15 protein-coding genes are annotated in these 18,069 nt (G+C 54.4%); 11 read left to right on the top strand and 4 right to left on the bottom strand.

All coding sequences use genetic code 11. From position 1 onward, the window contains the following. Positions 1–17 precede the first annotated feature (17 nt). Together BMY01_RS03440 and BMY01_RS03445 are read right to left on the bottom strand one after the other, a co-directional pair. Positions 18–860: a nucleotidyltransferase family protein gene (locus tag BMY01_RS03440; protein ID WP_074744311.1), complete on the bottom strand. Its 843-nt coding sequence runs from the start codon at positions 858–860 to the stop codon at positions 18–20. Between the two features lie 46 nt (positions 861–906). Next, positions 907–2,061 (bottom strand): N-acetyltransferase, encoded by a 1,155-nt coding sequence (locus BMY01_RS03445; RefSeq protein WP_074744313.1) that lies wholly within the window; start codon positions 2,059–2,061, stop codon positions 907–909. A 389-nt stretch (positions 2,062–2,450) separates the two neighbouring features. Between BMY01_RS03445 and BMY01_RS03450 the strand changes: the two genes are divergently transcribed. From BMY01_RS03450 to BMY01_RS03460, 3 genes are all read left to right on the top strand, one after another. Beyond that, positions 2,451–2,705 (top strand): hypothetical protein, encoded by a 255-nt coding sequence (locus tag BMY01_RS03450; protein WP_074744315.1) that lies wholly within the window; start codon positions 2,451–2,453, stop codon positions 2,703–2,705. Positions 2,706–2,891: 186 nt separating this feature from the next. Then, positions 2,892–4,112, top strand: a complete 1,221-nt coding sequence (gene fabF, locus BMY01_RS03455) for a beta-ketoacyl-ACP synthase II (protein WP_074744317.1) — start codon at positions 2,892–2,894, stop codon at positions 4,110–4,112. 14 nt (positions 4,113–4,126) lie between these two features. Beyond that, positions 4,127–4,384: an acyl carrier protein gene (locus tag BMY01_RS03460; protein ID WP_074705100.1), complete on the top strand. Its 258-nt coding sequence runs from the start codon at positions 4,127–4,129 to the stop codon at positions 4,382–4,384. 107 nt (positions 4,385–4,491) lie between these two features. Here the strand turns inward: BMY01_RS03460 and BMY01_RS03465 are convergent, their stop codons facing one another. After that, on the bottom strand, positions 4,492–7,032 hold the full coding sequence (locus tag BMY01_RS03465; protein ID WP_074744319.1) for a DNA topoisomerase III: 2,541 nt from the start codon (positions 7,030–7,032) through the stop codon (positions 4,492–4,494). A 289-nt stretch (positions 7,033–7,321) separates the two neighbouring features. Continuing rightward, positions 7,322–8,440: a DNA-processing protein DprA gene (dprA, locus tag BMY01_RS03470; RefSeq protein WP_074744321.1), complete on the bottom strand. Its 1,119-nt coding sequence runs from the start codon at positions 8,438–8,440 to the stop codon at positions 7,322–7,324. On the opposite strand from dprA, the gene BMY01_RS18570 reads away from it, so the two are divergent. The 8 genes from BMY01_RS18570 to tkt all read left to right on the top strand — a co-directional run bounded on the left by BMY01_RS18570 (position 8,434) and on the right by tkt (position 17,989). Continuing rightward, entirely contained in the window at positions 8,434–8,565 is a 132-nt protein-coding gene (locus tag BMY01_RS18570) for a hypothetical protein (RefSeq protein WP_302848415.1), read from the top strand. The genes dprA and BMY01_RS18570 overlap by 7 nt on opposite strands. Positions 8,566–8,719: 154 nt before the next feature. Then, positions 8,720–9,223: a peptide deformylase gene (gene def, locus BMY01_RS03475; protein WP_074744574.1), complete on the top strand. Its 504-nt coding sequence runs from the start codon at positions 8,720–8,722 to the stop codon at positions 9,221–9,223. Positions 9,224–9,435: 212 nt separating this feature from the next. Then, positions 9,436–10,374, top strand: coding sequence for a methionyl-tRNA formyltransferase (fmt, locus tag BMY01_RS03480; RefSeq protein ID WP_074744323.1), 939 nt, complete (start codon positions 9,436–9,438; stop codon positions 10,372–10,374). Further along, positions 10,371–11,699, top strand: a complete 1,329-nt coding sequence (gene rsmB, locus BMY01_RS03485; RefSeq protein ID WP_074744324.1) for a 16S rRNA (cytosine(967)-C(5))-methyltransferase RsmB — start codon at positions 10,371–10,373, stop codon at positions 11,697–11,699. The genes fmt and rsmB overlap by 4 nt, the downstream gene beginning before the upstream one ends. Further along, positions 11,677–12,294: a DUF4390 domain-containing protein gene (locus tag BMY01_RS03490; protein WP_074744327.1), complete on the top strand. Its 618-nt coding sequence runs from the start codon at positions 11,677–11,679 to the stop codon at positions 12,292–12,294. The genes rsmB and BMY01_RS03490 overlap by 23 nt, the downstream gene beginning before the upstream one ends. Further along, positions 12,294–14,525: a sensor histidine kinase gene (locus BMY01_RS03495; protein WP_254772596.1), complete on the top strand. Its 2,232-nt coding sequence runs from the start codon at positions 12,294–12,296 to the stop codon at positions 14,523–14,525. The genes BMY01_RS03490 and BMY01_RS03495 overlap by 1 nt, the downstream gene beginning before the upstream one ends. 58 nt (positions 14,526–14,583) lie before the next feature. Further along, positions 14,584–15,834, top strand: a complete 1,251-nt coding sequence (locus BMY01_RS03500; protein ID WP_074744576.1) for a sigma-54-dependent transcriptional regulator — start codon at positions 14,584–14,586, stop codon at positions 15,832–15,834. Between the two features lie 139 nt (positions 15,835–15,973). Next, positions 15,974–17,989: a transketolase gene (gene tkt / locus BMY01_RS03505; RefSeq protein WP_074744578.1), complete on the top strand. Its 2,016-nt coding sequence runs from the start codon at positions 15,974–15,976 to the stop codon at positions 17,987–17,989. Positions 17,990–18,069: the final 80 nt, after the last annotated feature.

The following is an 18,069-nucleotide window of genomic DNA, read 5'->3' on the forward strand; positions in this document are numbered from 1 at the left end:
TTCAAGCCTCTTGCATTTCAGGGAGCGGGTCCGCGCAAACCAGCTCCTCCCCCGGCAGCCGGCGCCTCGCCCGCCAGTACCGACTCCGCAAGCACCAAGTCTGCAACCTTGTCCACATCGACCCCCGCCTGAGGATAGGGCAGAAATACCGGATGCGCCCTGATGCCGGTTTTCCTTCTGACTGCTCTCAATCCCCGTTCTATCGTCAATAATCCCAGCAGATAATAGAAGACAGTCGCGAACCCGAAAGTCTCCATGATCAAGCGTACCGGCCGCTTGCGCAGATCTTCCGCACGTTGCCAGAATGCTACGAGACCGCGGCCGCGATCATTGAGAAAGGCATATAGGTTGCAGCCGCAAACATTCGCATCCTTTAACCTTATTACCGTTCGCCTTGCCCCGGGAAATGCAGCTGCCACATCTTCATATTTGACAACTCCGACAGCAGCATCGCAATCCGAAGCCTGGGAGCTGCGAAGAAAATATTGCACGATGGCCGGTGTCAATAACGCGTGGTCGGCTGTGGTCAATAATATCGGAGTCTCCTGATTCACTTGGGAGAGGCCGCTGCGGGCGCTGCGGCTGGGAGAATCGAGATTTGGCAGCCAGACGACGCGCCCATTGCAAATACGTTCCTGCAGTTCCGGACAAGCGGGCAGCAAGGACTTGGGCGGCCCGCACAAAATGATGCTCTTCACCATGCCGCTGGCTTCCAGCGCGTCCAGTACGCGAATGATCATCGGTACCCCCCCGACGCGCGCAAACGCCTTGCAGGGCGCTCCCGTTTCCAAGGAGACGGGATCACGAGCCGTGCGGTCCGCTGCCAGCACCACGGCGGTGAACAGATCATTCTTTTTCATTGCATCGTTTTACCGATTCCGGTTCTTCAGTTGCTCCATCCGGCATTCACAGCATCTTCTGGTAAATCCGGTAACGTTTATACTCCCTGCAGCCCAAACTATCCAGAATGGCCCGCATGGGTTTGTTGTCCTCAAGTATCCAGGATAATTCCATTGCCTTCACTCCCATGGCTCGTCCGAGTTCCCTCGGCGCGTCGATGACCATGAAGGCAAGTGCCATACCGAGCGGAGTATTATGGAAGCGCCTGCGTACTCCCATTAATGGTATGCGACCGGTATGCACCCCTCCCCTGGATCTGATCCGGACCAGCCTGGTCCAGCCAAACGGAAACAAGTGTCCGTTCAGATCGGCAAAAATTTCGTTGAGGTTTGGCAATGCCACCATGAATGCGGCGGGCACCCCGTCGACCTCCGCAATCTGGATACAATCATCGGGCACGAGCAAGCGAAGAGTGGCGCCAAGTTCCGCGAACTCCGCCTGGGTAAAAGGAACGAAACCCCAATTCTCCGACCAGGCATCGTTGAATATATCACGCAGGACTTCCAGTTCCTCGCTGAACTTGTCGCGGCGCAGGGTTCTCAGACGCACCTGATCCGCAAATTTACCGATCAAGGCGTCCATCAGCCGCGGCACCTTGAAATCGAGTTCTATCCAATAGGCAAGCAAATCCTTTGCCTGTTGATACCCTTGTTCTTCCAGCAGGCGGCCGTACCATCTGCGGGAGTGCGGCATCATCACTACCGGCGGCGTATCAAAACCGTCCACCAATATGCCGCATTCCTGATTAATCGATAAATTGAAGGGACCGGTCACATGTCTCGTCTGCTGCATCCTCAGCCATGCCTCAGCCATCTGGATAAGGGCAGCCGAAACCTCCTTATCATCTATGCACTCGAACAGACCGAAATGTCCGGTATCGCCGCCGTAGCGTTCCCGATGCAGTTGATCGATCTGGGCGCTGATCCTTCCCACCGGCTGATCATTCCTGTATGCAATCCAGGCCTGCCATTTTCCGTGCTTGAAAAAGGGATTGAATCTCGAAAAATGCAGTCGTCGCTCCAGCCGTAAAGGGGCCACCCACATGGGATCGTCAGCGTAAATACTCCAGGGAATATCGATAAAAACTCCCATTTCCCGATAGCTTCTGACCGGACGGACAATGACTTCCGGGAAGTGCGGGCCGCTAATCTTTTTTTTCATGTAAAACTGGCCAAGTGATGATCAGATGTGGATATTCCATGGTCGCATTGCGCCCAGAGACCGGAAACGTTTGTACCGTGAAAGACTGCGCCCCGAAAATGAGTTGAAGATCGAAACGGTTTCTGCTTTACCCAGTCCCGACAGGAACCAGTCCATACCCCGCGGACAGGGCGGATATGTTAACTTGTTAACTCGATGACACCTTGTTGACGTGTGATATTATAATTGCCGGTCTGCTACCTGAGGACGAACTTCAGCATTTATCCCCGCGATCTTCGCGCACTCAGTCCGAAAAATGAGCGGTGCAGTATAGCGAATGAAGTAAAAGGAAAAAAAACAGCGACTGGCAATGGATTCTGTAACGATTATTTGCGGAAGGTTGATTATTGATGGAAAGTTCTGAGTATAACCTGCTAGTGTCTCTCGCCCTTATTCCTGTCGTTATCGGGCTGCAAATATGGGTAAGGAACCGCCGCAGGAGCCGGCGCAACGAAGCCGGGCAACAGGAATTCGATAGCTTGGCTGCAACGCTCTTGTCAGCGCTTATCGAAGGAGCAGCCGTCATCTCGAGTTTATTACTCATCATCTGGATTATGGGAGGCATATTGAGATACCTGTTCCCAATGATATTCAACGCAAAATAGCAATACGAGTGTCCTGCGCAACCGTGAGGCCCGGAAACCTTCAGGCAATGGCCGGTCAACGATTCCCAGCGGATTCCGTTACTCATTTACGCTGCCCATTACACAATGAGAACTCGCCTGTTCACTGCATTGAATGCCTCCGCATAATGAGGTTGAGCAGATTCCTATGATTATTTCCGGTTTTGTATGCGTGTAGTCGTTACAGGAATGGGAGTTGTTTCCCCCATTGGTATCGGGGTTGACCAGTTCTGGTCAGCGGCTGTCAATGGCGTGAGCGGAATAAAAAGAATAACCAGCTTTGATGCATCGAGCAGGCGTTCTCAAATTGCAGGAGAAGTGGCGGACTTTGATCCTTCAACCTTCCTCTCCCAAAAGTATATCGAGCAAACCGACAGATTCACCCAGCTTGCCCTGCTTGCTGCGCGTCTTGCCCTCGAGGATGCCGGCGGGCTTGATGCTTATGAATCTCGCCGCATCGGGGTAAGCATAGGTTCGGGAATGGGTGGTTTTTCCACCTTCGAATCGTCCGCGCTGCGCAAGTTTCGAAGTCAGCCGGTACCGCCTTTCACCGTACCACGCACAATGGCCAACTCCGCTGCCGCCTGGATCGCGATCAGGCATGGGTTCAAAGGCATGAACCTGACCTCCAGTACAGCTTGCTCTTCGGGAGCCAATGCCATCGGTGCGGCACTCGATCTCCTGCGTGCAGGAAGAGCGGACGTGGTGGTCGCCGGCGGCGCTGAAGCATGCGTATTGCCGCTCACCATCAACGGTTTTGAGATATTGCATGCCCTGACCACCACTTCCAATGATAATCCAGCCGGGGCCTCGCGTCCTTTCGCAAAAGGCCGCGATGGTTTTGTCATGGGAGAGGGTGCCGGAATACTGATTCTCGAGAAGGAAGAGCAGGCCCGCCACCGGGGAGCGAAAATATATGCCGAGCTTGCCGGCTATGGACAGGCATGTGATGCCACGCATATCGTCATGCCCGACATGGAAGGCCAGATAGCTGCCATGCAGGAAGCCATCCGTGATGCCGGAATGGAGCCGGATTTCATTGAGCATATCAATGCGCATGCGACTTCCACGCCGCTGGGCGATACAGTCGAAACGCGGGCGATAAAAAATCTTTTTGGAGCGCGTGCCACTGACATTGCCATCAGCGCTACCAAATCGATGGTAGGGCATTCCATCGGCGCATCGGCAGCAATCGGCAGTATCGCCACCATCATGGCGCTTCATACCGGCATCATCCATCCGACCATCAATCTTGATGAGGCTGATCCCGAGTGTGACCTCGATTACACCCCCAACGTTGCGCAGAAAAGAAGTGTCCGCACCGGCTTGTGTAACGCTTTCGGATTTGGTGGCAACAATGCGAGCATTCTTTTCACAACCCTTGCATGAAGGAAGAACTAGATATGGACACAGCGGAGATTGAAGCAAAGGTCATACAATTCATTGCCACAAAAGTCGAGAATCTCGATGCTTCCACTATCAACCGGTCTTCAAAATTTGAAGAGCTCGGACTCGACTCCATGGATACGATCCAGCTTCTGTTTGACGCTGAAGATGCGTTTGGCATCAATTTCGATAGCGAGGAAGCAAAGGGATTCAGTACCGTAGGAGATATCGTCTCCTATATCGAAACCCATCAGCCATCAGCAGCTCCCCAATAAAGGAAGAGGCGTTACGCAATCACGCCCTTCCCCTCTTCTCTCATTCTCTCAATCTCCCGGTCTCCCGCACGGGTCTTCACGAAGCAGGGTGCGCTCCACTGCCCCTTTCACCTCGTTTTCGCGGAGAGGGTTTTTTTCAACGGTGCAGCCCTCGATTTCGACACCTTTGTTTCCTCCGTCTCTGCCGGGGTTTTAACCTTTGCCTCCTTCACTTCGAACTCGAACCCGATTTTTCCGTCCTTGCCGGCAACGAGATAGGCTGAAAACGGCCTGCCCTTCTTGGAAATAAACTTTGTCAGCAAATCCGTTTTGCCGGTCTGCAACAGTTTCATGACCTGCTCGCGCTCGAGCGGCCGCGAGAGAATGATTTTCCCTATTTTAAAGCTGCATGTATGTGCAGAACCGAGCGATTTTTCGCACAGGTAGCTCATGCCGTGATCGAATACCCGGCCACTGCACCGGAGGCATTTTCCGAGCGGTTCCTGCCCGGAAAAATCAACCTCTTCGGCATCCTGCTCACCGTCTGCGCCGAAATCGAACTTCATTTCGAATTCATCCGTCAGTTTGATGTTGGCGTTGAACAACCGCCCCATCCTGCTCCGAAAGCCCTGGAGAGGTCCCACCTCCCGCAGGGTAATGAGCTGTTCCATTTCCGCCGTTTCAAACTGTCGTCCCGCCAGAATTTTCCATAGCGCGAAATCACATTTCTGGCACTGAAATTTTTTATATGTCTCCTGAATCACCCCGCCGCATTTCGGACAGGGCGACTTGAGCGTCGAAAAATCTCCACTAATGGTTTCGCCGCGATGACTTTTTGCCTGTTGCACGATGTGGCTCGTCATCTCCGCGATTTCTGCCATGAACTTGTTGCGTTCAAGCTTTCCCTGTTCGATCTGGCGCAGCTTGTATTCCCAGTCACCCGTCAGCTCAGGCGAAGTAAGTTCCGGTACTTTCAACCCCCGCAACAGGGTGATGAGAGAAAAGGCCTTGGCAGTGGGATGCAGTTCCCGTCCTACACGCTGGATGTAGTTTTCCGATACCAGGCCTTCGATAATCGCTGCGCGTGTCGCCGGTGTGCCAAGTCCCTTTGCGCTCATGGCTTCCCGCAGTTCTTCATCTTCCACCCATTTACCCGCGCCTTCCATCGCAGACAGCAGCGTGGCTTCATTGAATCGGGGGGGCGGGCGGGTCTGGTGCGAGGTAACCTCAATTTCCTCGGCGATCACCGATTCATCCGGTTCCAGCTTGACCAAAGTCGAGTTGTCCTCCGTACCCGAAGGCTGCGCCTCCTTGCCGTAAACAGCTTGCCAGCCGGGATTGATCAGAACTTTACCTTCGGTCTTGAAGGGCTCGTTCTCCACCCGCGTGATACGGGTGGTAACGAGAAATTCAGCCGCCGGATAGAATATCGCGAGAAAACGTTTGACAACAAGATCGTACAGCTTTGACTCCACCTCGTTCAAACCCCTGGCTTCAATGGTGGTAGGGATGATCGCAAAGTGGTCGGAGATCTTTGCATTGTTGAATATACGTTTATTGGGCTTAACCCAGCCTGCTCCGAGGATCTGCGCGGCGAATGCTCCGTATCCAGAGTTTTGGAGCGAACCCAGGGTTTCCTTAACAGCGGCAATATAATCTTCCGGCAGAGCCCGCGAGTCCGTGCGCGGATAAGTCAACACCTTATGCTTTTCATATAATGCCTGCGCCAGTGAGAGCGTAGTCTTGGCGGAAAAGCCGAAACGGCCATTCGCGTCGCGCTGCAAACTGGTAAGGTCATAGAGCAAAGGACAGGTTTCGGTAGCAGGCTTGCTTTCTTCGGTGACGACCCCAGATTTGCCGAGACACTTGGCGCGGATAGCTTCCGCAGTCGCATGATCCCATAACCGCTCTGCTTTTTGCTCATTGTCTTTCCTGGCTTTCGTGAACGACTCGTCGAACCAGCGACCCTTATAGCTTCCTTCCCGGGCGGAAAACGTTGCATGCACTTCCCAGTAACTGCGAGGGACAAATTTCTTGATGATGTCTTCGCGCTCGATCAGAATCGCCAATGTAGGAGTTTGTACACGCCCCACTGTGGTTTTATGGAAGCCGCCTTCCTGTGAATTGAATGCGGTCATGGCGCGTGTGCCGTTTATGCCCACTAGCCAGTCAGCTTCCGAACGGCTTACCGCTGCTTCCGCCAATGGCCACACGTCTTCATCATCCAGCAACTTATTGAAACCTTCCCGGATGGAAGCGGGCGTCATCGATTGCAGCCATAGCCGTTTAACCGGCTTTTTGGTTCCAACATGGCGAGTAATGTAGCGAAAAATCAGTTCCCCTTCCCGACTTGCATCGCAAGCGTTGATCAGCGCGTCCACATCCTTCCGTTTGATGAGCCTGGTCAAAAGCTTCAGCCGCGATTCGGTTTTCTCGATGGGATTGAGGTCAAAATGCGGTGGAATGACGGGCAGATTCGTAAAGCTCCATTTCCCTCGCTTGACTTCGTGTTCCGGAGGGACCGCGAGCTCAAGCAAATGCCCTACGGCAGATGACACGACATATTCATCGTTCTCGAAGTAGTCGGTATGTTTCGTGAATCCGCCTAAGGCACGCGCAATGTCTGCGGCAACAGAAGGCTTCTCGGCAATGATTAAGGTTTTACCCATGAAACTCCTGTAAATATCGCATTACCCCCATGCGATTTATCAGCATAACAGGGAGCAAGCAAAAATAGATAGCACTGCCATCGACCCGGAACCAAAAACATCATCATGATAGGAATCCCCGAAGGCAGGCAAGCTGAGCAGAAAAACAACCATGCTTCTCCGCGCGGAATCCTGTCGTCCGTACCGGTCGCTGCAACTCCTGCAACCTCTTCCGACCCCACGTTACCCCCTCTTACCCCCCCGGATCTGGTTATCATATGGAAGCCGTACATACCTCGAACACCGCAACCTACCGGAGCCGCTGGTAACGCCCGCCGGGAAGACTGGCGATTATGCCATCCAGTTCAAGCGTCAACAGCATCGCCGATACCGTTTCTACCGTCAAGCCACTACGCAGGCAGAGGGTATCGACATCGACGATGTCGTGACTGAGGTGTTTCAACAGCAAAAATTCTTCTCTTGCAGCCTCATCCCCTTCCGGAATGAGGACGGGGACCCCAGGGGGACAGCCGAATTCCTCCAGAATATCTCCTGCGCTTTCCACCAGCTTGGCACCCTGCTTGATGAGTGCATGGCATCCCCTGGACAAGGGCGAGTGAATGGAGCCCGGAATGGCGAATACTTCGCGTCCCTGCTCCAACGCCTGTCGCGCGGTGATCAGAGAACCGCTCTGCAACGCGGCCTCGACCACAAGACACCCCCTGCTCAGGCCACTAATGATGCGATTGCGACGCGGAAAGTTGCTGCCGATGGGAGGCGTACCCAACGGAAACTCGGAGACAAGCGCGCCCTTTTCCGCCAACTCATGCGCCAACTTGCGATGGCTTGCGGGATAAACGAGATCCAGTCCGGTACCCACCACGGCAATACTGCTGGCCCTTCCTCGCAGTCCCCCACGATGCGCTGCGGCGTCCACGCCAAGCGCCATGCCACTGGCAATGCAAAATCCTGCATCGCTCGCCGCCTCGGCAAAAGCTTCTGCATTGGAAAGGCCTTGGGGCGTAGCATTCCGGCTGCCGACAATGGCAAGCATTGGCGTGTTCAGCAGACCGCGCTTTCCTTTGATATAGAGAAGCGGCGGGGGATCGGGGATATTGAGTAACAGTGCGGGATAATCCGAATCTGCCAGGGTGATGACGGAATTCTGCGGGTCTTCCAGCCATTTGAGCGAAGCGTTCAGCTTTTGCGGGTCAGCTCCCCTGATAATGTTGTCCACCACCTTCCTTTTAACCACCCGCTCCAATGAAGTCATGCTGGCCGAAAGAATTGCAGCGGGGCTGCCAAAAGCCGCAAGCAAACACCTCATCGACTCGTCACCCAGACCATTGATCAAATCCAGGGCGAGCCAGGATTCGATATCCGGTTCGATATTCCGCTGCGAAATTACCTGGTCAGGTATCGATGACATGGCCTTTTCATCCCGTAACCGCATCCGGTGGACTTCATCCCTTCACCGCTGCAGAACTCACGGTGATCAACCTGGAGCGCAAATCTCCGGTTACGGTCATGGCAAGACAATCTGATGAAATATAGGAACTTAGCAGTGATTGAAAGTCGGAGAAAAGAAGGTTGCAGGTAAATCAGGATATAATATATCCGCAGGAATCCTGCGAAGGTGCGACGGACTATCGCTATGAGGCGTCGCCTTGAATTTTGCATTCAGTTTCTTTTATGTTCAAGCCTTTTTATGGCGCTATTGAAAATATTGCAATATCCTGACGAACGGTTACACACCATTGCGGCTCCGGTTCCCGAAGTCACCGATGAAATACGCGTCCTGGTGCAGGATATGGCGGAAACCATGTACGCCGCGCCGGGAGTCGGGTTGGCTGCCACCCAGGTGGATGTGCACAAGCGTGTTATCGTAATCGATGTTTCCAATACCCATGACCAACTGCTTGTGCTGATCAACCCGGAAATCACTGCACACGACGGGGAATCGGACTATGAGGAAGGCTGCCTGTCCGTGCCTGGCATATTTGGCAAGGTGCCGCGCGCTGCGCAGATTACCGTCGAAGCTTTGAACAAGGACGGCGAGCGCTTCACGCTGGATGCCGACGGTCTTCTGGCGGTATGCATTCAGCATGAAATGGACCACCTGCTGGGAAAAGTATTTGTGGAGTATTGGTCGCGGATGAAGCAATCGAGGATTCAGGCAAAATTCCGGAAACAACGCCGAAAGGTGATGTAGCAAACCATGTAAAAATTTATATCTTTATTGTCTGTCTCTTGCAAGCTTTTGGTACATTTCACGGTGCATTTCCCTGCTTCCACAGCAAACCCGGTGCAACCGCAATGCGAGATTATCCGGAGAGTTTGCTGACCGGCGCTCCGGCAACGGGAACGGGATGCGGATACTGACAGCCCTTTCTTGCCGTCGAGCGCCTACTCCTGTCCATCCCCATGAGAATTATTTTTGCCGGAACGCCTCCTTTCGCTGCGGCCGCGCTTGAAGCGCTGGCAGATGCCGGACACGAAATTGCATTGGTGCTGACCCAGCCGGATCGACCTGCCGGAAGAGGCATGAAAAATGCTCCCAGCGCAGTGAAGTTACTGGCGCAAAAGCGGGGATTTGGTCTACTGCAGCCTCCCTCCCTCAGGCAACCCGAGTTGCACGCGCAACTCGATGCCATCAGAGCGGATATCATGGTTGTCGCTGCGTATGGATTGATTCTGCCTTTCTCCGTTCTGAATATTCCGAAACTTGGCTGCGTCAACATTCATGCCTCGTTACTGCCCCGGTGGCGCGGAGCGGCTCCAATCGAACGGGCGATTCTGGCGGGAGATCGGGAAACAGGAATTACGATCATGCAGATGGATCGCGGTCTTGATACCGGCCCCATTCTACTGGTACGAAGTATTACAATCGCAAAGGATGACACTGCCGGAACACTGCATGAAAAGCTTGGACAACTGGGAGCGGCCTGTATCGTAGAGGCGCTGGCTTTGTTGCAGCAAGGAAAAATTATCGCCACTCCCCAGAATGATCTGGCGGCCACGTACGCCTCCAAACTGGAAAAGCCGGAAGCCGAAATTGACTGGCGGATGGATGCAGAAAATATCGATCGCGCAGTGAGGGCCTTTAATCCTCGTCCCGGCATGCATTCCACCGTGAATGGAATTTCCATGAAAGTGTGGCAGACCAGCATAGACATCGCAGAGACAGATGAAAAACCGGGGGAAATCGTTGCAATAAGACCAGATGGAATTGTCGTTGCATGCGGCAAGCATGCCTTGATATTGAAGATCGTGCAAAAATCCGGAGGTAAAAAATTAAGATCCGCTGAATTCCTCCTGGGGCATTCTCTACGGCGGGGTGATCGTTTTGAAAGCCGGGAATGATCAGGACGCAGCGCCTAGCCGCCACCACTGTTGAAAGAGTGCTGAGTGGCGCGAGTCTGACAACGGTTTTGCAGGAAACCTGGCGCAGCCACAGCGGCCTCTCTGACCAGCAGCGCGGTGCGATTCAGGATTTAAGCTATGGTGTACTGCGCTTTTATGGTCAACTGGACATATTGCTTGGCTTATTGCTGAACAAGCCCCTCAAGGATCAGAGTTTGCGCTACCTGCTGCTGGTGGGACTGTATCAGCTTCAATACAGCAAAACGGCGCCGCACGTTGTAGTGGACAGCGCCGTATCCGCTTCTTGCAGCCCCTCGATCGATAGTAGGAATAGCAGGAACATGCGGGATCCCCGGCATGCGAAAAGTATAGGCGGACTGGTCAATGCGATATTGCGCAACTTCTTGCGCAAACGTCCTGCCCTGCTTGAACAAGCGGCGGCAACCGAAGTAGGAAAGTATTCCCATCCACAATGGTGGATCGCCAAACTCCGTGCGCAATATCCCACCCGCTATCAGGCTGTACTGGAAACTGCCAATCAGCGGCCGCCCATGGCGCTCAGAGTCAATCGGCGGAGGACAAACGTTGAAGCCTATCAGAAGCTGCTGCACAATGCCGGACTGAATGCCCGGCGACCGGAAAACGACTGGGTAGAAGAGGCGCTTGAATTATTTCACCCGGTCCCGGTGGAAAAACTGCCGGGATTCGGTCAAGGGCTGGTATCAGTTCAGGATGTGGCCGCTCAAATGGCAGCGCCGCTACTATGTCCCCAGAGCGGAATGCGTGTGCTGGACGCCTGCGCTGCGCCTGGCGGGAAAAGTGCGCATCTGCTTGAGTTGACCGATCTGGAACTGATCGCAGTTGACAATGATGGCGAGCGGGTAGAACGGCTAAAGCAGAATTTCACTCGTCTCGGCCTCAAGCCTTATCGCATCATTCAGGGCGACGCCACGCACCCGGAAGAGTGGTGGGATGGAAGGCCATTCGACCGTATCCTGGCTGATGTCCCTTGTTCTGCGTCCGGAGTGGTGCGGCGTCACCCCGACATCAAATGGCTACGGCGCGAAAGCGACCTGGCGCAGTTTGCCGAGATACAACGTAAAACGCTCGATGCCCTTTGGCAAACCCTGGTCAAAGGCGGTAAATTGCTCTATGTCACTTGTTCCATATTCGCAGAGGAAAACGGCCTTCAGGTGGAAAGCTTCCTGAATCATCACCCGGATGCTCGTCTGCTGCCCTTTTCCGTGCCAGAAATCGTTGACGGCCAGTTGTTGCCGGCCCCCCATCACGACGGTTTTTTTTATGCATTGCTTGAAAAGCTCTGATTTCCTGGCGCGTCTCCTGCGCATGACTGTGGCAGTGCTGCTGCTTGTGCTCGTAGGACAGGCATCCAGCGCACATGGGGAAGCAAGCATAGAGATCAAGTCGGTCAGAATCAAACCCGTGGAAGGCGCCTACGAGTTTGATGCCGATTTCCAGATCACTCTCAATCACAAACTGGAGCACGCCCTGGAGAAGGGTATTGTGCTTTATTTTGTCACCGAGCTCGGCCTGGTCAACTCACGCTGGTACTGGTTCGATGAAAGAGTAGGCTATAGCAGAGTGCGCGAAGGATTGAGCTACTACGCGCTGACCCGTCAGTATCGCCTGACGCGGGGGGCATTGTCACAGAACTTCAGTTCGCTCAACGACGCATTGCAGGCGTTAAGCCGCGTGCGGGACCGGCCGATCAACGCGAGTGAAGAATTGATCCCGAACGGGGAATATACCGTGGAATTGCGCATGCGTCTCGATATAGCAGCGCTGCCCAAGCCGTTCCAGGTGGAGACGCTCGGCTCCCGGGAATGGGATCTCGGTTCCGGTACTTTGCGGTGGGATACCCGCTTACCCTCCCAGAAGCTGCAGGACAGCAGCAAATGATGAAATACCTCATCATCGCCGGCGTGGCGCTGGGGGCGATCATGCTGCTCCTGCTCGCGAGCGCTGGCGCCGATACCGGCCTCTTTGACCGTAAATACAGGCTTCTGATCAGGCTCAACGCCGGTTTGGTGCTGTTCCTCATGGCAATCGTCGGATACCTGTTGTGGAGGCTCAGACGCAGGCTTCAGGCGGGCGTATTCGGTTCCAGGCTGGCGCTGCGCCTGTTGCTGATCTTCTCGCTGATGGCGGTGCTCCCGGGTGTCCTGGTCTATAGCATATCGGTCCAGTTTCTGGGAAAAAGTATCGAATCTTGGTTCGACGTAAAAGTGGATCGCGCTCTGGAAGGCGGATTGGAACTGGGGCGCACCATTCTCGACAGCCGGCTGGAAGATCTGCACAGAAAAGCCGATCTCGCCGCGCTTGCATTATCTGAGCAAACAGGGCCCTTGCCGCCGGCATTAAACCAGCTCGTCCATCAAACGCAGGCGCAGGAAGCAGTCCTGTTCGATCACGAAGGTAACGTCGTTGCATTTGCACGTGCGGACATGAGTGAAACCGTCCCTGACGGACTCAGTACGACTTCAATGCATCAGATCAGGGCGGAAAACGGATACAGCACGATTGAGTCGATTCCCGGTGAAGGTTTGTACCTGAAGGTATGGTCACCTATCGATGTTCCCGGCGTAAGAAACAATACGCGCATTCTTCAGTTGACGCAGCCCGTGCCGAAACAACTGGCGGAAGACGCGGAAATAGTACAGGCAGCCTATCGGGACTACCAGGAATTGCTGCTGTCGCGGGAAGGTCTCAAACACCTCTACGGGGTGACCCTGACGCTCGCGCTGCTGCTTGCGCTTTTCTCTGCCCTGGCCGCCGCCTTCCTGATCAGCGAACGGCTCAGCGCGCCTCTGGGGATGCTGGCGGAGGGTACGCGAGCGGTTGCGCAGGGCGACTTCAGCAGACGCCATCCGGTACGGAGCCGCGACGAACTGGGCGTACTGACCGAATCATTCAATCTCATGACCCAGCAGTTGGAGGAAGCGCGGACAACTGCCCAGCACAATCAACAGGAAGTGGAAAGCGCGCGGGCTTATTTGGAAAACATCCTGGCCAATCTTTCCTCGGGCGTCCTGGTATTCGATGAAAGCCTGCACTTGCGCACAGCCAATCTGAGTGCGGAGCAAATCCTGAACGTTCCGCTGCCCGGTCTGGAAGGATTGACGATCGAGGAATGTGCGATGCGTGAATCCGAGTTGAATGCTTTCGCATATGGAATTCTGGAAGGATTTCATTCGGAAACAAAGGGCGAGTGGCAGCGCCAGGTGGAGCGAGCGAGGGAGGGTACGCGTCAGGTCCTGCTGCTACGGGGAACATGGCTGGCGCATGTGCCAGGCGGTGGAGGCGTCGTCGTGTTCGACGACATCACCCATCTACTGGAAGCTCAGCGCGCTGCAGCCTGGGGAGAAGTGGCGCGCCGTCTGGCGCATGAAATAAAGAATCCGCTGACCCCGATACAACTGTCCGCCGAACGCATACAGCACAAGCTTGCCGCGAAGCTGAATGACAATGATGCGCAAATTCTGCAGCGTTCCACCGAAACGATCGTCAATCAGGTGGAAGCGCTCAAAAGAATGGTCAATGAATTCAGCGAATACGCGCGTGCGCCTGAACCCGAATTTCACCTGCTGGATTTCAATGGGCTGGTACGGGAAGTACTGGCCTTGTATGAAAGTCCAGCCACAACAGCGCCGGATAATCGGCAACCGCATATTGATCTGGTTCTGGCGCCCGACCTGCCGATGATGAAAGGTGACTCCGCGCGGCTGCGTCAGGTGATACACAATCTCCTGCAGAATGCCCAGGATGCGCTGGCGGGTTTGCCTCAACCCGCAATCATGATAAAAACGGAAATCCTGCCCTCAGGAATACGTTTCACCGTCAGTGATAACGGCGGGGGATTTCCTGAACAGGTGAGAGCACGGGTATTTGAACCCTATGTGACAACAAAACCGAAAGGGACCGGACTGGGTCTTCCCATTGTAAAAAAGATAATCGAAGAACACAGGGGAACGATACAGATTGAAAATATGCGACCGCACGGCGCGCGTATTTCAATCGTACTCCCCCTCTCCCCGGACAAGCTCGTGGTTTCTCTCAAAGATAGATGGCTCCGACCGATCGCGGGAGAACCTGCGCTTTCACTTTCCTGTGAACTGCAGTCAAAAGAATAAGAGGTAAGGCTTGACGTTCAATTTCATTTCCGTGGCAAGCAAATCTATTCCTGGAATTATGAGCAACAATACGATACTGATCGTCGACGATGAAATCGGCATCCGTGAGCTTTTGTCCGAAATCCTGCGCGATGAAGGTTATCGCGTCGCCCTGGCGGAAAACGCTGCACAGGCGCGCGCATGGCGGAAACAGGCTCGCCCTGATCTGGTATTGCTGGATATCTGGATGCCGGATACCGACGGCATCACTCTGTTGAAAGAATGGGTCAGCAGCGGACTTCTCACCATGCCGGTCGTGATGATGTCAGGCCATGGCACAATCGACACCGCGGTAGAAGCCACGCGTATGGGAGCAGCGGCTTATCTCGAAAAACCGGTACCGCTGCAAAAACTGCTGAGTACAGTCGGCCGCGCGTTGCGCAGCGGGCAGGCCAAGCCACGCATGACACTTCCCCTGGCGAGCCTGGGACGGGGGGCGCTGATTACAGACCTGAAAAGACGACTGGAACAGGTTGCCAGCCTCACGGCACCGGTGCTGCTCATAAGTGAACCGGGAACGGGCGTGGATCTATGCGCCCGCTTTCTGCACCAGCCAAATACACCTTGGGTAGAACCCGATACTCTCGCCACCCTGTCGAATGCTCCGTTTGAGTTACTTGAACAAGCAAAAGGAGGCTTGCTTTTTCTCAAGGAGATCGGCGAGCTCAACAAACTGGCGCAAAAAGGACTGTTGCTGCTGCTAGGCAAGCTGGAAAGATACAATGTCCGGCTCGTATGCGTGACCTCCACGCCGCTTGCCAGTCTGGCGGCTCAAGGGGTCTACGATCCCAAGCTGTATGAGATGCTGAGCGGACTTTGCATCAACGTGCCCGCACTGAGGGAGCATCGGGAAGACATTCCCGAACTCGCGACCCAGATACTCTCGCGTTATATCGAATCAGGCGACGTCCCCTTGCGCCAGTTCAGCACCGCTGCCCTCAACTGCCTGCGAAATCACGACTGGCCCGGAAATCTCGCACAACTGACGGACGCAGTGCATACCCTTGCACTGACCTGCACCAGCGATGAAATATCGGCAGAAGACGTAAAACAGATGCTGGTTCCTTCCTCGACTTCACAGGCAGTGGCGGGTATCCCGCTCGACATACCGTTGCGTGAAGCGCGGGACATGTTCGAAAAAACGTATTTTGAACAGCTTATCGAACAGGAAAACGGCAATATGACCCGAGTGGCGGAACGCGCAGGCCTGGAGCGCACCCATCTGTACCGCAAGCTCAAGCTGCTTGGCATCAGGCTGCGAGGGAATTGAGATTCATTCTCTACAATTGGAGTTGTCATATTGTCTGACATCCTATCTTAAGAGATAATAATGGTTTTGCCGACCCGCACCGCTATTTGAGCGGTGTTTTTGTGTGCGTATAAATTGTTGAGCTAGGGAGTTCATGTTCATGGGAACATTTCGAGATTTTGAAGCGCCGGTATTCAAAAACCTGACCAGCGCCATTCGTGCACTGGCGATGGATGCCGTGCAAAAAGCCAACTCGGGGCATCCGGGAATGCCTATGGGCATGGCTGAGATTGCTGAGGTATTGTGGATACATCACCTACGCCATAATCCGGCAAATCCGAAGTGGGCTGACCGTGACCGCTTCGTTTTATCCAATGGACATGGATCCATGCTTATTTACGCCCTGCTGCATCTCACGGGCTACGATTTACCGATGGAGGAAATCAAGCGTTTCCGTCAGCTTCATTCCAGGACTCCCGGCCATCCGGAATATGGTTATACACCCGGCGTCGAGACGACCACAGGTCCGCTGGGCCAGGGGATCACCAATGCTGTGGGAATGGCTCTGGCAGAGAAAATACTTGCCTCGGAATTCAACCGTCCCGGCTTCGATATCGTCAATCACCATACCTATGTATTCCTGGGCGATGGCTGCCTGATGGAAGGTATTTCCCATGAAGCCTGCTCGCTTGCAGGCACATTGGGACTGGGTAAGCTAATTTGTTTTTATGACGACAATGGCATTTCCATCGATGGGCATGTGGAGGGATGGTTCACAGACGACACGCCCAAACGCTTTGAAGCCTATGGTTGGCATGTTGTGCCGAATGTCAACGGACATGATCCGGTAGCAATAGAGGCCGCCATCGAAGCTGCCAAGCAGGCCGTGGACAAACCTTCCATGATCTGCTGCAAGACCGTGATCGGAATGGGCTCGCCCAACAAGGCAAATACTCACGAGGTGCACGGCGCGGCGTTGGGTGACCTGGAAATAGCCGCTGCGCGCCCGCATATCGGGTGGAATCACCTGCCATTCGAGATCCCCGAGGATGTCTACCAGAACTGGGATGCGCGCGCAAAAGGACAAAAGCTGGAAGACGACTGGAATCGCAAGTTCGCAGAGTACGCTGCAAAATACCCGACTGAGGCGGCCGAATTCAGCCGGCGGATGGCAGGTGAACTGCCGGAGGAGTGGCAGGAGCACGTGGATGCCCTGGTTGCACGTGTTCATGCAAAGGAAGAAACCATTGCAAGCCGCAAGGCATCGCAGAATGCGATTGAAGGGCTGGCACCCAAGTTGCCGGAACTGGTCGGCGGCTCGGCAGACCTGGCAGGATCGAATCTTACTCTCTGGTCAGGTTCAAAAGGCATCGCCCGGCAGGATGGCGGCAACTACGTATATTACGGCGTGCGCGAATTCGGCATGAGCGCCATCATGAACGGACTTGCGTTGCATGGCGGAATCATTCCTTACGGCGCCACTTTCCTCATGTTCTCGGAATATGCGCGGAATGCGCTTCGCATGGCCGCCCTGATGAAAATACGATGCCTGTTCGTATTCACCCATGACTCCATTGGTTTGGGCGAAGATGGCCCTACCCACCAACCGGTGGAACAGACCGCCACATTGCGCTACATCCCCAATATGGATGTGTGGCGTCCGTGCGATACGGTCGAGTCGACCGTGGCCTGGGCACGGGCAATCGAACGCAAGGATGGCCCTTCCACATTGATTTTCAGCCGCCAGAACCTTCCCTTTCAGAAACGCGAAGGGAACACGCTCAAACTGATCGACAAGGGCGGCTATATCCTGTCGGAAGCCTCCGATAACAAGCCGCGGGCAGTCATCATTGCCACAGGTTCGGAAGTCGGCCTGGCGATGATGGCGCAAAAAGCGCTGGCCGAAACGGGAATTCATGTGCGCGTCGTTTCGATGCCCTGCACAAACGTATTCGACCGCCAGGATGTCGATTATAAAAACAGTGTGCTGCCCAAGGGTATAGGGCGCGTGGCGGTGGAAGCAGGCGTGACGGATTACTGGCGCAAGTATGTAGGCCTGGAGGGAGCAGTGGTCGGCATCGATACCTTCGGCGAGTCCGCGCCGGCTGGAGAGCTGTTCAAGCACTTCGGCATCACCGTAGAGAATGTGGTAAAGGCGGTAAACAGCGTCATTTAATTCTGACCAATTGCCAGCCGAAACGCGGAGAAAATTTTCTCCGCGTCCGAGGTTCTTTTTTTATCCAAGGAGTGTAAAAC

Origin of the sequence: Nitrosospira multiformis (assembly GCF_900110185.1) — a bacterium.
GTDB classification, from domain to species: domain Bacteria; phylum Pseudomonadota; class Gammaproteobacteria; order Burkholderiales; family Nitrosomonadaceae; genus Nitrosospira; species Nitrosospira multiformis_A.

Excerpts from the sequence above, each read along its gene's own strand:
- BMY01_RS03440 (WP_074744311.1), bottom strand. The coding sequence starts at position 860 with ATGAAAAAGAATGATCTGTTCACCGCCGTGGTGCTGGCAGCGGACCGC.
- BMY01_RS03445 (WP_074744313.1), bottom strand. The coding sequence starts at position 2,061 with ATGAAAAAAAAGATTAGCGGCCCGCACTTCCCGGAAGTCATTGTCCGT.
- BMY01_RS03450 (WP_074744315.1), top strand. The coding sequence starts at position 2,451 with ATGGAAAGTTCTGAGTATAACCTGCTAGTGTCTCTCGCCCTTATTCCT.
- fabF (WP_074744317.1), top strand. The coding sequence starts at position 2,892 with ATGCGTGTAGTCGTTACAGGAATGGGAGTTGTTTCCCCCATTGGTATC.
- BMY01_RS03460 (WP_074705100.1), top strand. The coding sequence starts at position 4,127 with ATGGACACAGCGGAGATTGAAGCAAAGGTCATACAATTCATTGCCACA.
- BMY01_RS03465 (WP_074744319.1), bottom strand. The coding sequence starts at position 7,032 with ATGGGTAAAACCTTAATCATTGCCGAGAAGCCTTCTGTTGCCGCAGAC.
- BMY01_RS18570 (WP_302848415.1), top strand. The coding sequence starts at position 8,434 with ATGACATGGCCTTTTCATCCCGTAACCGCATCCGGTGGACTTCATCCC.
- dprA (WP_074744321.1), bottom strand. The coding sequence starts at position 8,440 with ATGTCATCGATACCTGACCAGGTAATTTCGCAGCGGAATATCGAACCG.
- def (WP_074744574.1), top strand. The coding sequence starts at position 8,720 with ATGGCGCTATTGAAAATATTGCAATATCCTGACGAACGGTTACACACC.
- fmt (WP_074744323.1), top strand. The coding sequence starts at position 9,436 with ATGAGAATTATTTTTGCCGGAACGCCTCCTTTCGCTGCGGCCGCGCTT.
- rsmB (WP_074744324.1), top strand. The coding sequence starts at position 10,371 with ATGATCAGGACGCAGCGCCTAGCCGCCACCACTGTTGAAAGAGTGCTG.
- BMY01_RS03490 (WP_074744327.1), top strand. The coding sequence starts at position 11,677 with ATGCATTGCTTGAAAAGCTCTGATTTCCTGGCGCGTCTCCTGCGCATG.
- BMY01_RS03495 (WP_254772596.1), top strand. The coding sequence starts at position 12,294 with ATGAAATACCTCATCATCGCCGGCGTGGCGCTGGGGGCGATCATGCTG.
- BMY01_RS03500 (WP_074744576.1), top strand. The coding sequence starts at position 14,584 with ATGAGCAACAATACGATACTGATCGTCGACGATGAAATCGGCATCCGT.
- tkt (WP_074744578.1), top strand. The coding sequence starts at position 15,974 with ATGGGAACATTTCGAGATTTTGAAGCGCCGGTATTCAAAAACCTGACC.